The sequence below is a fragment of the Vibrio hepatarius genome, from assembly GCF_043642085.1.
Classification (GTDB): Bacteria; Pseudomonadota; Gammaproteobacteria; order Enterobacterales; family Vibrionaceae; genus Vibrio; species Vibrio hepatarius_C.
Map to the genome: position 1 here is coordinate 30,632 of NZ_JBHZSA010000011.1, position 14,270 is coordinate 44,901.

Here is a 14,270-nt window from a genome sequence, read left to right on the forward strand (position 1 = left end):
ACTTCTAACCTTAGCGGTCGATCTTTTCAATCAGTTCTGGCAACAAGGTAAATAGATCCCCGACTAAGCCATAATCAGCTATTTCAAAAATTGGCGCGTCTGGATCACTATTGATGGCGACGATGACTTTTGAGTCTTTCATACCTGCCAAATGTTGAATTGCGCCAGAAATACCAATTGCAATATAGAGCTTAGGCGCGACAATCTTACCTGTCTGGCCAACTTGCAGATCATTGGTAACAAATCCGGCATCAACGGCTGCTCTAGAGGCACCAATCGCGCCGCCTAACTTATCGGCTAACGCTTCTACCATCGCGAAGTTTTCCTTACTGCCCACACCACGCCCACCAGAAACAACCACGTCAGCAGCAGAAAGATCAGGACGAGCACTTTCAGTCACCACTTGCCCTAACATCTCGGTGTAAATGGATGGCACATCAACATCTATCGCTTCAACAGACACACTCGCTTGTGGATCACTGCTGATTTTCTCAAACGCTGATTCACGAATCGTCATGACGATAACCGCATCTTGAGAAGAAACCCGTGCTAAAGCATTACCAGCATAAATAGGTCGAATCACGGTGTCGGCTGCTTCTATCCCAATCACGTCAGAGAGCTGTCCTACATCGAGCAATGCAGCAATTCTTGGTGAGAGATCTTTACCAAAGGAACTCGCGGATGTGAGGATATGAGAATAGGCCCCGGCCATAGCAGCAATCATAGGCGCAAGACGTTCACTCAATGGGGTATTCAGCCGCGGGTCTGATACCACCACGACTTTTGTTAGTAACGGTAAGTTGGTACATGCCTGAACCAGATCGTCGCATATCTCACCAATCAACAGTAAATCCAGTGGCGCATCGTTCGCATGCTTTGAAACTTGGCTAGCTGCTTCTATGGTCGCTAACGTGCCTGAGGATAATGCTTTACCGTCATGCTCGGCAACAATAAGGATTCGATTACTCATGGAAGCTCCTTAATCAATCACTTTAGCTTCATTACGCAGCTTATTGACCAACTCATCGACACTTGCTACCTTCACGCCAGCACTTCTCACCGGAGGAGCCATCACTTCAATGATCGTTTGAGAATCTTTTATCACAACGCCTAGCTCATCAGGAGTCACAACTTCCATGGGCTTACGTTTGGCTTTCATGATGTTGGGTAAAGAGGCATAACGCGGTTCATTCAAACGTAGATCGGTGCTGACAATCGCTGGCAACGCCAACCTAAGCCGTTCTAAGCCGCCATCGACCTCTCTTTCTACTTCAACATAATCGCCATCAACGGTTAACTTAGAGGCGAACGTTGCTTGAGGTCGGCTGGTTGACGCCGCTAACATCTGCGCCACTTGACTGTTATCGGTATCAATGGATTGCTTACCAAGTAGCACGATGCCTGCTTGCTCTTTATCCATTAACGCATTTAGCACTTTAGCCACGCTGAGTGGCTGACAAGTTTGATTAACACTGACATGAATCGCTCTATCTGCGCCCAACGCTAATGCTGAGCGCAATTGTTCCTGACACTCATCACCACCGAGTGAAGCGACAATCACTTCATCAGCCACACCTGCTTCTTTCAGGCGTATTGCTTCTTCAACCGCGATTTCACAGAACGGATTAATCGCCATTTTGACATTATCGGTTTCGACACCCGTCCCATCTGACTTGATGCGGACTTTGACATAGGGGTCGACGACACGCTTAATCGCTACTAGAAATTTCATCGTACTCTCCGAAATACAATCCAATAAATTGAGCTTAGTAAAGTTTACGTTTACGTCAACTGAAACTATATTTAGTGATACTGATCACTTGTATTGGATATAGAGCGATGGAACGAGAAAGCATGGACTTTGATGTAGTGATTGTTGGTGCAGGACCCGCTGGCCTATCTGCCGCTTGCAAGCTTGCACAACTTTCTAAGCAACGCGACCAACCTGTCTCTATTTGTGTGGTCGAAAAAGGGCCTGAAGTTGGTGCACATATATTGTCTGGCGCCGTGTTTGAAACCCGTGCACTTGATGAGCTTTTCCCTGACTGGTCAGAACAAGGCGCTCCGGTTCAAACCCAAGTATCAAGTGACCAATTACTCTACCTAACCAGTAAACATAATCATGTTGGTGTGCCGAAGTTTCTTAGTCCTAGCTCTTTGCACAATGACTCAAGTAACTATGTTATTAGCCTCGGCAAACTGTGCCAATGGTTAGCCGATAAAGCCGAGAAAATGGGCGTAGAGATCTTTCCAGGCTTCCCAGCGAGTGATGTTTGCTATGACGAGTCTGGCCAAGTTTGCGGCGTAATCACCGCAGATATGGGGTTAGATAGAGACAGGCAGCGTAAAAATGGCTTTCAAGCTGGCGTTCAGTTAAATGCCAAGTTCACTGTATTTGCCGAAGGCGCTCGGGGCCACCTTGGTAAAAGCTTGGTTTCACAGTTTAATTTGGCGACCGATTCACAGCCGCAGCACTACGCGCTGGGTATTAAAGAGGTTTGGAAAGTCAGTGATGATCACCCTCTCTATTCTCAGGGTAAAGTGGTGCATACAACAGGCTGGCCGCTAACCGAGTCCCAAGCCAATGGAGGTGGTTTTCTTTATCACTTAGAAGATAACCTTATCGCGGTCGGTTTGATCACAGACCTTAACTACCACAATCCCTATTTAAGCCCTTTTGAAGAATTTCAGCGCTTCAAGCACCATCCATCCATTGCTCCCTTTTTAGAAGGGGCAGAGCGAATCGCTTATGGTGCGCGAGCTTTGGCAAAAGGTGGTTTGCTTTCACTGCCTAAGCAACAGTTTCCCGGTGGTTTACTCATCGGCTGTGATGCAGGCACGCTCAACTCAGCCAAAATCAAAGGCTGTCATACCGCTATGAAATCCGGGCTACTGGCTGGTGAAGCAATATTTACCGCGCTTTATCAAGAAGAATCCGAACCGGACTACCACTCTCTGTTTATCGATTCTTGGCTGTATCAAGAACTCAATCAACATCGAAACTTTCCAGGCGCGATTCATCAATTCGGGCCAATTTGGGGCGGTGCTCTCGCGACATTTGAGCAAAACCTGTGGCAACGTTTAAGTGGGGACTCTAGCCCTTGGAACTTATCAGATCCTCAAGCTGATTACGTGGACCTTCATGAACGTTCACGCTGCCAACCGATTCACTACAATAAGCCTGATGGCGTGCTCAGCTTTGATAAAACGTCGTCGGTCTATTTGTCTTCAACGCACCATGAGGAAAATCAGCCGTGCCATCTGATTTTGACCGACTCAGACTTGCCGCTGTCTAGTCATATGACGCTGTTTGATGAGCCAAGCCAGCGATACTGTCCGGCGGGCGTTTACGAAGTGATCGAAGTTGATGGCAAACGCAAATTTCAGATCAACGCGGCCAATTGTTTACACTGTAAAACCTGCGATATAAAGGACCCATCGCAAAACATCACATGGCGTCCACCAGAAGGTGGTGGGCCTAACTACAACGCCATGTAATCTAGGTTTTGAGTTCCAACTCGCGGGCTATTGCGCCTCTTCAATCTCAAAATCAGCGCGGATTTTATCTCGGAACAGTGACAACCGGCTCAGCACGTTCTTAAATAACTGCTGCTCAATAACGGTTAAGTCATTGAGGGGTAATAGGTCATTCACTTGACGTAAGTCGCTGTATTCAATGATTTGGTTCATAAAGCGTAACTGCCAAATATGATCAAACAAGTAAACCATTTCACGATATATCTTGGCATCTGTTTCACCCGCGGCAAGTACACCTTTTAAGCGTGATAACGAATTGCTCTCTCTGATATTGAGTTTTAACGCATATAAGCGAGCAAACAGTTCAATTGGCCTTAGACACTCTTTAAGGTTAATGGCTGTAGATCCCGCCTCATCCAATGTAGGAACTTGATGCGCTAAACAGTGCTGTGCATAGGTCAGTAAAAAGCTAGGAGTGTCTTTAAGTGTCTGTTGTATATGAGTTTGAATATTGTCAGCCAACACGCTTTCGCCATAAGTCGAGCGAATATCAAAAAACACATTAAGTTCTAAGATCGAGTCGGGTGTCGCTTGCTCAATCCATTGGCTGAAGTTGTGTTTCCACTCTTTTTCACTTAAACACCATTGGTGGTTAGACGCCATGATCAATCCGTCACAATAGCTGTAACCTGCTTGGTTGAGCATCGCACAGACTCTTTCAGCTAAGTGCAAAAAGTAGCGGCGTATTGCTTTCAAGTCTTGATCATCCGGCGTTTCAAACACAATCGCATTGTCTTGATCAGAGAACAGCGTCATATCGTGGCGCGCATTGCTACCAAAGGATAGAAAAGAGAAAGGTACCGGAGGCTCGCCGATCTCTTCAATGGTTAAATCAATAAATCGACATATGGCAGCATCATAGGTACTGCCAATCAAACGGCGTAGATAATCTGGACGAGTACCGGCGGAAATCATCTCTCGGATTAAGTCCGTCAATCGATTCAAAGATTCAATGACGTGGCTGTGACTCTCACCTTGTTCGATGTCGACGACGATACTGGCACTGGTCTTTTGATAATCTGATGTAGGATTTACCGAGCCAAAGCTGCCACCGTAAATTTTGCGCACAATTGGGCGAAATGAAATTACATGGCCAAGCTTTTCCGACAAAAAGATACGTGACGTACTCAAAATAATGTCGATGGTGCGGCCACTTTTAGTCACGATCTGCGCCTCGAATTCAGCAGGCTCAGTTTCATGATTAAACAGCTTCATTAAATGACGTAATACGCGGCTATTTTGCGGTAAGTCAGAGAACAGCTCCTGCCAAATTGACCCCGATTTCAGTTCCGTGTCGGTATAACCAAGCAGTTGGTGTAAACGACTGTTAGAAAAGATGATTTTTCCGTCTGCCTCTAGGATATAGCCTTCATTTGACGACTCAACTAAGGCTTTATAGCGGTTTTTCGCTTCATGCAAAGCACGTTCTGCGCGCTTTTTACGGCGATCTATCACCTTTGACTGACCAATCACATAAAACATGATCGCCACTAACCCAAGCGTAATTGCGACGAAAATGCGGAACAAAGTCCCTTCAAGCTTATCTATTTCATGCTGAACGTCATTAAAGTAGACCCCTGTTCCGACGATCCATTGCCACTCCTCTACCCCTTCAACATAGGTCATCTTTGGTGCGGTGATGGTTGGGTCATCTTTCCATTGCCATTGGTACTCAATAAATCCATGTTGCGACGCTCTGACGAGCTTGGTGATTTCGACAAAGACAGGAATTGAGCGACCGCTGTCATTGCCAACATAATGAGTTAAATCTTGATTGGTGAGATCACTACGATAAGGATGCATAACCATTTTCGGCTGCATGTCAGTGATAAAGAAATAGTCCTTATTTTCAGGTCCATAGCGCATGGATTTGATTTCCATGGCGGCTTTTTGCTGTGCTTCTGGCAAGGTTAAGATGCCGCGCTGCTCTAGAGCGACGTAGCTATCAATCACACTTACCGCTGTTGAGGTCAGCTCTTGCAGCATCTGACGCTTTTGACTCATCATTGAGTTTTCTACAAGAGGAAGAATCACGTAAACAATCGCGGTAATGAATAGCACGATAGCTGTGATGGTCGGCAAGATAATGCGCAAGTTGAACTGACTCAAAGGCGTGCTCGGTTCGTCATCCTCTCGACTTAGTCCGTTAAAATAGTCCGCCAATTCACTCTCATCAAGCACATCACCTAATGCTTCATCTTGGTCTACATCGTGGTATTTCGCGGCAAACGAGCCATTCTCAAAGTCAGCTCGGCTAGGTAAATATCCATGGTAATCATCACGTATATGAGCTTCAAAGACATCGCGGATTTGTTGATTCGTGTATTTGCCACCAAATTCCTTGATAGCTTCAGAGAACGCCTCTTTACAGTGACGGAAACGGCGGTGGGAGTACGGATCAAAATCAAGCTCCTTTGCCATGGTTTCGCCATGCTCTTGGCCATTATGGTCAAAAAAGCCATCGATCCAGCGGTGAATATCTTCGCCACGTACACCAAATAGTCGTTCAGTACGATCTGCATGTTCAGAAATTTTCATTCAGTTTCACTTAACCTAGCATCATATTGATAAAACACTCATAACGTGATGTGCGTTGCATTTTTATTAACCACCAATCACCACGCCTATAGTGCCGACCCGTTAATTAATTCAAATCAATATTTATAAACTGCCACTTTCCTAGTATGTGTCCATTGTTTTGATTCGAATTTTGACAAGGTGACGAGTCGTTCATCTTGTTTTCATCACCGAAGAAAAGCCATGTTTTCCCTCTTTATCAATAAGATAGAGATGTTTGGTAGCGTCTGGGATGTCGTCTCGTACTAGTCGAAGGCTAGTATACCAAGCGAAAGCGGAGCCCTAATTGACATGGTTCAACTTCGGCACATTACATAGGAAGACACGATGTCTAACAAAAGTAAGACCTTTTATAGGGATATGCGCCGCAAAGCGCAGGAGTTTGATAGCCGAGAGGAGTTTCTAAACCACGATCTTAAAATCATGAGCTTTCGTCGTTGGGGGATTCACTTACCTTCACGCGATTACAGTGTTGAGCTTGAAGACTTAGTTCCAGCACTCGCAGCAACAATCGGTAAAGTCGTTATGGTAACCGCGATGGTTGCAGTCTTTGCCGCACAGTTTGGCTTATCTCCAGAGTTTGTTGCAGAAAACGTCCGTTATGAGCTCCTGATCGCTGGTGCCCTGTTTGTTATCCTTTTCTCTGCCATTTTGAACCCAAACTCTAACCTAGCAGGAACTCACGGCCCAATGATCCCGTTGATACCCTTGATTGCCGCTGCGGGAGGACACCCGCTGGCTCTGGGTATCATGGTGTGTATGTTTGGCTTTATCCTTGCGTATACCAAAGGGGGCTCGAAACTGATGACGCTCACTGGCGTTGGCGTTCGGGGCGGTCTGCTTATCTACTTAGGGGCGGTAGGTCTGATTGGTCAGATCAATAAGACCGAAGCTTGGGCTTCAAGTACCGATCAAGGCTATATCTCGTTTGCCGTCATTGGGGTGACCCTAGCCGTCTATGCCTACCTAGCTAAAATTAATAAACGCTGGCTGGCTATCCCTCTGTGTTCTCTTATCGCAGGTATTGTTGCCTATGTATTAGGGGCAGAGTTCGCCTTTACTACCGAGCCAGGTCTTCCGCACTTCAGCCCATTCTACTGGTGGGGTGAAGATACCGGTTGGCAATTAGGTTGGCCAAATCTGGAACACTTCATCGCCGTTACGCCATTTGCTTTGCTAGCGGTTGCGATGTGGTCACCTGACTACCTTGGTCACCGCGTATTCCAAGAACTGAACTACCCTAAAGACGCAAAAGGCGTGCTTATGGACGTCGATGACACCATGATGGTTGCGTCAATTCGTCAAGGTATTGGTTCTTTCCTTGGCGGTGGTAACCTAGCGTCTTCATGGGGTACTTACATGATCCCTGCGGCTATCGCTAAGCGCCCTATCCCAGGTGGCGCACTGCTAACCGGTATTATGTGTATCGCAGCCGCGGTTATTGGTTACCCAATGGATCTTGCCATGTGGGAACCTGTTCTGCGTGTCGCGCTTATCGTCGGTGTATTCTTGCCACTGCTTGAAGCAGGTATGCAGATGATCCACAAACACAAAGACTCGTTAAGTGCGGGCATCTGTATCTTCGCATGTGCATTCGTTAACCCAGTATTTGGTTGGGCAACAACAATGCTACTCGATAACATGGGTCTTATTGGCGATCACGAACGTGCAAAAGAGCTGTCAGTAAAAGATAAATACCTTATCCCTGGTTTAGCATTCGTTATCTGTGTTGGTTCACTTGCGATTGTTGGTCAATTACCGGGTATTCCTGCGCTGATTGGCAATTAATCTCACCTCTTTTTCTACTTAAAAGGGCGCATTTCGATGCGTCCTTTTCATATCTACAATCCCACTATTCATCTCAACTTTAGGCTCAATTCCCTGCTTAAAAAAGCCATAATAACCATTCAGTTATTTGTTATAAGCCAGCCTAATTTTCACCCAAACAAGAAACATAAAAATAACAATTCAAAAAAATGTCAGAATTCGTTTAAAAAGAGATTCCAATCACATTTTAATTGGTTATAATTCGCGCCCATTGCGCTTTATGTTGATAAACGCAAACTTAATTTGAAAAAATGACCAGTTAACCCATCCTCTTTTTAGGGGACAAACGAGAAGAAAAATGAGCAAGATTGATAAAGCAATGCGCATTCTGCTAGCAGGTTTCTGTATCAACCTGTGTCTTGGCATCCTGTATGCTTGGAGTGTATTTAACAAAGCGCTAGTCACTGAGTCTGGCTGGAGTGCTGCGGAAGCTTCTGCTCCTTACGCGACTGCTACTATCACATTCTCTATCTGTCTTCTTGTAGCAGGTATCCTTCAAGACCGTATGGGGCCACGTCTGATCCTAATCCTAGGTACTGTTCTTACAGGTCTAGGTATGATTGCATCTGGCTTCGTTGACACTCCGATGATGCTAAACATCACTTTCGGTGTGATCACAGGTGCTGGTATCGGTTTCGGCTACGCATGTCTATCTCCTTCAGCAATGAAGTGGTTCCACGCGTCTAAGAAAGGCATGGTTAACGGTATTATCGCAGCAGGTTTTGGTCTTGCAGCTATCTACCTAGCGCCAGTAACGTCTGCTCTTATTACTAACATGGGCATTCAAACAAGCTTCATGATCCTTGGTGTGGGTATCCTAGCTATCGCAGTTCCGCTAGCGGCAACGATCAATAACCCACCAGCAGACTACACACCTGCTGAACCTAAAGTAAAAGAAGGCCAAGCACCTAAAGCGGTTAAGAAATCTGACGACCTAACTTGGAAAGCAATGCTTAAAACTCCACAGTTCTACTCACTATGGATCATGTACGCATTCGCAGCTTCTGTTGGTCTTATGATCATCGGTAACATCACAACTATCGCAAGTGTTCAGGCAAACCTACCAAACGCGGTTTACCTAGCGTCTATCCTAGCGGTATTTAACTCAGGCGGTCGTGTTGCTGCTGGTATGCTTGCTGACAAGATTGGTGGCGTTCGTACTCTACTTCTAGCGTTCGTTCTTCAGGGCATCAACATGGTTCTGTTTGCAACATTCAAAACTGAATTCACGCTAATCATCGGTACAGCAATTGCTGCGATTGGTTACGGTACGCTTCTAGCAGTATTCCCTACTCTAACCGCTGAGTTCTACGGCCTTAAGAACTACGGTACTAACTACGGTGTACTTTACACTGCATGGGGTATCGGTGGTGCAATCGGCGCAGCAGTGGTTGGTTTCTCTATGACTGCAGGCGAAGGTTACAGCCTAGCGTACACAGTATCAGCAGTAATGATGGCAGTATGTATCGTACTTGCGTTCATCACTAAGCCGCTATCTGAAGCGAAAATTGCTGAGCTAAAGCACGCTTAATTAATTGAATTACGATGAGAAAGGCTTAACCTTAGGGTTAGGCCTTTTTTGTATCTGAAACCCTATGTCTGACCCTATCGACCTTGCCGCAGATTACTATCTCAATAACTTCAAAAAGCTCACCGAACACGCACTGGATTGGTATGCAGATTTCCTCTCACCAGACGAATCAGAGTGGTTAACTCAATTTGACCAACTCGAACACTACGCGCAATGTTTGCTGGTTAGGCTGCTTTCTCGCCGAGGGCATTGGTTTCGTTCAGACAAACTCCAATACAATGAAATCCCCAACCTAACTGACGCACTTAAACAGCTAGAACTGAGCAGCTTTATCGCGATTAACTCGACAATATCTGAGCAAGACCTTGGGCGGGTATTGTTAACCAAAACTGAGCTAGTCAGTCTGTTTGTTCCGCTCAATAAATCATTACGTAAGGAACAACTCATTGCTGAATTGTCGCCACAGCCCTACTCGGATTTCGAATCACTAGAGTTTGATGTCATTGAGTTACTCAACCCAAAGATCATCTCGCTGCTACTCACACTGTTTTTTGCAAATACCCATCAAGACTTGAGCCAATTTGTTTTGGATGATTTAAGGCTGCATCAATTTGAAAACTACCCGTTAAGTAAAACAAGACGCTTCTTTACCGCTCGAAGTGAAATAGACCAGCTATTGCTGCTTGCGGATATGCAAAGCCAATACGCCGAAGGAAACCGTAAAGATGCTCACTACTTGCTGGCTCTCCTAGAATCACTTCCCCATGAGATAGAGCATCATTACATTGAACGAAAAAGGCAGCATCTTATTAATGACATTGCTCGTGACCTTGAGCGCCTAGAGCAGTACGAGCATTCTATCTACTGGTTTAATCAAACCAAACTTCCCCCAGCGAAAGAGCGACTGGCTCGCATCTACGATAAACTCGACGACATTGCCAGCATGGTTGACGTTGTCACTAGCATATTGCAGCACCCGCACGACATTGCAGAACTCGAAGTAGCACACAAGTTGGAACAGCGCCTAAAACGCAAGCAAGGTGAAAAAATACCACGAGACAAGAAACCTGTATTATCGGAATACCATTTAGAGCTAGACCTTTCTTCACAGAGAGTTGAACTCGCAGTAAAAGAGTATTTTGAGCAACAGGGCTATCAAGTTTTCTACGCCGAAAACATGCTACTCAATGGCCTATTTGGACTCGCCTTCTGGGATGCGATCTTTGCTCCCGTCGAAGGTGCATTCATCAACCAATATCAACATCGTCCTTTGGATCTCTATCATTCGGATTTCATTGCTAAGCGAAAAGAGAAGATCGAAGAAGTTTTACACACTATTCAACAAGATGGCTTTGACCATCTCTGCTCGGTGTATGAGCAGAAATATGGCTTGAGTAATCCTTTTGTCCACTGGTCTTTGTTTAGCAAAACGCTGCTCGATACTTGTATCGAATCCATGCCAAAACAATTAATCGCCGAGCTTTTCAAAGTAATGCTGCAAGACCTTAAGCTATTTAGAAACGGCATGCCCGATTTGATGCTGTTTAAAGATGGCGATTATCAATGGGTCGAAGTGAAAGGTCCTGGCGATAAGTTGCAAGATAACCAGTGGCGTTGGATAGCGCAATTTAACCGCCTGGGCATCAATTTCAGTGTTTGCTATGTCAAACACAGTGAGGCATAGCGTTAGCCAAGCCATTTTGCTCAACTAACTAGGCTAGAGAAATTTCTCTCTAAACAGATCAATCAACACTCTGACCTTATTCGGCAAAAAGGCCGCCGAAGGATAGATAAGCGTGAGGTGTTGAAGTGGATGTTCTAGCCCTGGCAGCACCTCAACAAGTTCACCTGATTCCAAAGCCGGTTTTGAGTGTACTTGTGGAAGTAGCGCAACCCCTGCCCCCGAAATGGCCATTGAACGCAGCAGATTAAGGTCATCCGACTTTAATGATATTTGTATCTCATCTGGGATAAGCTCTGAGTTGTAGCGATTGGTCATCACTCTATGGCCAGCTAAGTCAGCAAGCTGAGTTATTGTCGGGTTAGATTCTAAATAGCTTCTCGATGCCACCAAATGGCTACGATAATGCAGCAGACTAAATTGAACATAGCTGTCGTCCGCCACTTTGACCACACTTGGCAATAGCTGCAAATCAAACGCTTGACGCTTTAGGTCGACACTTTCTTGGTGGTTCTCTATCTCCACGCAAATATCAGGAAAACGCTCAGCATAATCAGAAATGATGCTATTAAACGCAATGGAGGTCATCAATGCTGATGGGATGGCGAGCCTGACTGTACCGGCCAACTCCTTCTGATACTCCTCAACAATGGTAAGCCCCTGTTGAATGTGCTCTAGCGGTTGATTAACCAACTCAAACAGACGTTGGCCATTCTCAGTTAGCTCTATGGTTCTGGTGGTTCGAATCAATAACTGACAACCAATGGCTTGCTCTAATTCCTGTAGTCGTCGGCTCACTTTAGAGCGCTGGAGCTTGTTGGCATTCGCCGCGGCGCTAATCCCGCCATGTAGAACCGTTTGAGTAAACAGATAAAGATCATCGTAGCTTGCTTTCATTGTCCTACTTTTAGCGCACAAGTGTTCATTCTTGCATTCTACTCGAAGCACAGCACTTTCTCTATAATCTCAAGCTTGTTTTACCTATAAGTGCCTTATCATGACCACAGCCGATCAAAAGTTCCGTTTATGGATGCGTACATTAATTGTCCTATTCGTAGTTCTATTTGCCTATATTATTGTCGCCGACCGACAAGTTCCCTTAACAACAGAAAGCCGCGTGCAAGGCTATGTTGTACAAATAGCGCCAGAAGTGTCAGGCAAAGTGACCCATGTTGAGGTACAAAACAATCAACACGTAAACGTAGGTGATGTGCTATTTAAAATTGATGATCGTAAGTATCGTCTGGCGCTTAAGCAGGCTGAACTCTCTCTCGACTCTGCATACGAGAAGGAGCAAACTCTTTATGCTCAACGTGAAGCAGCACTGGCTAATATTGCTCGCGCTTCGGCTACTTACAACAATGCCCACCGTGAGTACCAACGCCTGCAGAAGTTATCAAAGCAAAACCTCGCTTCAAAGTCGGCGCTTGATAATGCCTTAGCGCAATACCAAGTGACAGGCTCCGTACTTAAAGCTGAGCAACAGAATTTGGTGGTGATTGAAGCGCAGCTTGGCAACGGTAAAGGCCAGAGCACACCAGTTCAAGTGGCGAAAAACTCACTTGAAAAGGCCGAGCTGGATTTGAGCAATACTCTAGTTTTAGCACCGAAAGATGGCGTGGTGACTAACCTTCAGGTCGATGTCGGTACCATGGCCAACAGTAATATGCCATTAGTCACCTTTGTTCCTACTGGTTCTTTATGGGTCGCAGCTGACTTTCGTGAAAAATCGGTCGCTAACGTCAATCAAGACTATCAAGCCTTAGTCGCTTTTGATGCTATGCCTGGTGATGTCTACCCTTTCACCCTAGCAAGTCGTGATTACGGCGTCGCGGCAGCTCAGCAAACGCCTAACGGTGCGTTAACCAAAGTTGAAGTCAATAACCGCTGGGTTCGTGACGCACAACGTACACGCGTCAACTTAGCGACAGAGCAAACCTTGCCTTCAGCCCTATTCGTAGGCTCACGTGCCACTGTGGTTCTTTATCCGCAAGAAAGCGCGTTGTGGCGTTGGTTAGCTAAGATACAAATCCATATCGCAAGCTGGTTCCACTACATTTACTAACGGGTGTTAGCATGAAAACAATGCGAATCTGGTTCGGATGCTCGTTAGGCTTAGCGCTGAGCATGATCTTCGGTTGGTCTTACGGTTTTTTCGCAGTGATGATGCCGCTGTTTGTATTGAGCCGCGCTGATCGCTTTCACCTCCCGACTTTATTGATGGTGGTGGTATCGGCCATCTGGACCACCTTACAAGCGACATTTATCGTTGAATACTTGCAGTTTCACCCAACGCTGATGTTCGTCGCAGTCGGCATTATGATGCTGATGAAGTGTATCGCGATGATGCGTCCACAAAGCTACTTGTTTGGTTATATGGGCCTGTTAGTGGGAGCGATTGTGCTTAACTTTGCCAGCTATGACTTTATCGACATTGAAGAGTTTAACGTTAATCTATGGGTGATTGTTATCGCTAACATTGCGGTCTGTGCCCTCGCCTATTGGCTGTTCCCTGAGCCTGAAACAAAGTCAGACATCAGCGAGTTGCCTACCACTCCGGTCAAAAGCGACATAGATTACATCAGCCAAGTGGCAATGGGCTGGGTCGTCGCGATGGCGGCCTTTGTTTTGTTTCAAGTCGCCGACTTATACGACTCGTTATCAGCGCAAGCGTCGATCCTTATTGTACTAACTCCCATGACGCTTGCAGGCTCAATGGCGATTGCAAAGATCCGTGTACTGGGCACTTTCTTGGGCTGTTTGGCGGGTATGATTATTCAGCTTATCCTTGGACGCTGGTTCAGTGAGGGCCTGCTATTTTGGCTGGCTTTCACCATCGCCGCAGGCCCGTTTTGTCTGTGGATGACGAAAGGGCAAGCTAAAGCCGCAATCGCTTTTTCTGCGATGTCTGCGCTTGCGGTTCCGCTTACAACCTCTCTCGTCCCAGAACAAAAGGATGCGTTTTTCTCCATCTTGTATCGCTTTAGCTCAATTTTTGTCGCTGTTACGCTAACAGCAATGGTGATGTGGGTCGTTCATCACAGCATACGTGTGAGCTTACTAAAACACGCCCATCATCAATAGACACCCTTTACATGTATAGAGCCTCAAACACAA

10 protein-coding genes are annotated in these 14,270 nt (G+C 45.9%); 6 read left to right on the plus strand and 4 right to left on the minus strand.

What is annotated here, in order from left to right:
• Positions 1 to 10: 10 nt before the first annotated feature.
• Together ACHUFZ_RS17440 and ACHUFZ_RS17445 are read right to left on the minus strand one after the other, a co-directional pair.
• The gene (locus tag ACHUFZ_RS17440) at positions 11 to 970 is read right to left on the minus strand and encodes an electron transfer flavoprotein subunit alpha/FixB family protein (protein WP_394128133.1); all 960 of its coding nucleotides are present in this window, start codon (positions 968 to 970) and stop codon (positions 11 to 13) included.
• Between the two features lie 9 nt (positions 971 to 979).
• Entirely contained in the window at positions 980 to 1,732 is a 753-nt protein-coding gene (locus tag ACHUFZ_RS17445; protein ID WP_394128134.1) for an electron transfer flavoprotein subunit beta/FixA family protein, read from the minus strand.
• Positions 1,733 to 1,839: 107 nt separating this feature from the next.
• Here ACHUFZ_RS17445 and ACHUFZ_RS17450 point away from each other — a divergent pair, with 107 nt between their 5' ends.
• Positions 1,840 to 3,498: an electron transfer flavoprotein-ubiquinone oxidoreductase gene (locus ACHUFZ_RS17450; RefSeq protein ID WP_394128135.1), complete on the plus strand. Its 1,659-nt coding sequence runs from the start codon at positions 1,840 to 1,842 to the stop codon at positions 3,496 to 3,498.
• 27 nt (positions 3,499 to 3,525) lie between these two features.
• On the opposite strand, the gene ACHUFZ_RS17455 is transcribed toward ACHUFZ_RS17450, so the two are convergent.
• Positions 3,526 to 6,075: a DUF294 nucleotidyltransferase-like domain-containing protein gene (locus ACHUFZ_RS17455; RefSeq protein WP_394128136.1), complete on the minus strand. Its 2,550-nt coding sequence runs from the start codon at positions 6,073 to 6,075 to the stop codon at positions 3,526 to 3,528.
• A gap of 366 nt (positions 6,076 to 6,441) precedes the next feature.
• On the opposite strand from ACHUFZ_RS17455, the gene ACHUFZ_RS17460 reads away from it, so the two are divergent.
• From ACHUFZ_RS17460 to ACHUFZ_RS17470, 3 genes are all read left to right on the plus strand, one after another.
• Entirely contained in the window at positions 6,442 to 7,902 is a 1,461-nt protein-coding gene (locus ACHUFZ_RS17460) for a DUF3360 family protein (RefSeq protein WP_394128137.1), read from the plus strand.
• A gap of 337 nt (positions 7,903 to 8,239) precedes the next feature.
• Positions 8,240 to 9,472 (plus strand): L-lactate MFS transporter, encoded by a 1,233-nt coding sequence (locus ACHUFZ_RS17465; RefSeq protein WP_394128138.1) that lies wholly within the window; start codon positions 8,240 to 8,242, stop codon positions 9,470 to 9,472.
• A 64-nt stretch (positions 9,473 to 9,536) separates the two neighbouring features.
• Positions 9,537 to 11,156: a VRR-NUC domain-containing protein gene (locus tag ACHUFZ_RS17470; RefSeq protein WP_394128139.1), complete on the plus strand. Its 1,620-nt coding sequence runs from the start codon at positions 9,537 to 9,539 to the stop codon at positions 11,154 to 11,156.
• A 33-nt stretch (positions 11,157 to 11,189) separates the two neighbouring features.
• Here ACHUFZ_RS17470 and ACHUFZ_RS17475 read toward each other — a convergent pair whose 3' ends face one another.
• Entirely contained in the window at positions 11,190 to 12,050 is an 861-nt protein-coding gene (locus ACHUFZ_RS17475) for a LysR family transcriptional regulator (protein WP_394128140.1), read from the minus strand.
• Between the two features lie 100 nt (positions 12,051 to 12,150).
• Here ACHUFZ_RS17475 and ACHUFZ_RS17480 point away from each other — a divergent pair, with 100 nt between their 5' ends.
• On the plus strand, positions 12,151 to 13,218 hold the full coding sequence (locus ACHUFZ_RS17480; protein WP_394128141.1) for an HlyD family secretion protein: 1,068 nt from the start codon (positions 12,151 to 12,153) through the stop codon (positions 13,216 to 13,218).
• Between the two features lie 11 nt (positions 13,219 to 13,229).
• Positions 13,230 to 14,237 carry a DUF2955 domain-containing protein gene (locus tag ACHUFZ_RS17485; RefSeq protein WP_394128142.1) on the plus strand — a complete coding sequence of 336 codons (1,008 nt, stop codon included), beginning with the start codon at positions 13,230 to 13,232 and terminating at the stop codon, positions 14,235 to 14,237.
• Positions 14,238 to 14,270: the final 33 nt, after the last annotated feature.

Bases quoted from the DNA above. Each gene is read 5' to 3' on its own strand.
- ACHUFZ_RS17450 (WP_394128135.1), top strand. From the start codon at position 1,840: ATGGAACGAGAAAGCATGGACTTTGATGTAGTGATTGTTGGTGCAGGA.
- ACHUFZ_RS17480 (WP_394128141.1), top strand. From the start codon at position 12,151: ATGACCACAGCCGATCAAAAGTTCCGTTTATGGATGCGTACATTAATT.
- ACHUFZ_RS17460 (WP_394128137.1), top strand. From the start codon at position 6,442: ATGTCTAACAAAAGTAAGACCTTTTATAGGGATATGCGCCGCAAAGCG.
- ACHUFZ_RS17485 (WP_394128142.1), top strand. From the start codon at position 13,230: ATGAAAACAATGCGAATCTGGTTCGGATGCTCGTTAGGCTTAGCGCTG.
- ACHUFZ_RS17470 (WP_394128139.1), top strand. From the start codon at position 9,537: ATGTCTGACCCTATCGACCTTGCCGCAGATTACTATCTCAATAACTTC.
- ACHUFZ_RS17475 (WP_394128140.1), bottom strand. From the start codon at position 12,050: ATGAAAGCAAGCTACGATGATCTTTATCTGTTTACTCAAACGGTTCTA.
- ACHUFZ_RS17445 (WP_394128134.1), bottom strand. From the start codon at position 1,732: ATGAAATTTCTAGTAGCGATTAAGCGTGTCGTCGACCCCTATGTCAAA.
- ACHUFZ_RS17455 (WP_394128136.1), bottom strand. From the start codon at position 6,075: ATGAAAATTTCTGAACATGCAGATCGTACTGAACGACTATTTGGTGTA.
- ACHUFZ_RS17465 (WP_394128138.1), top strand. From the start codon at position 8,240: ATGAGCAAGATTGATAAAGCAATGCGCATTCTGCTAGCAGGTTTCTGT.
- ACHUFZ_RS17440 (WP_394128133.1), bottom strand. From the start codon at position 970: ATGAGTAATCGAATCCTTATTGTTGCCGAGCATGACGGTAAAGCATTA.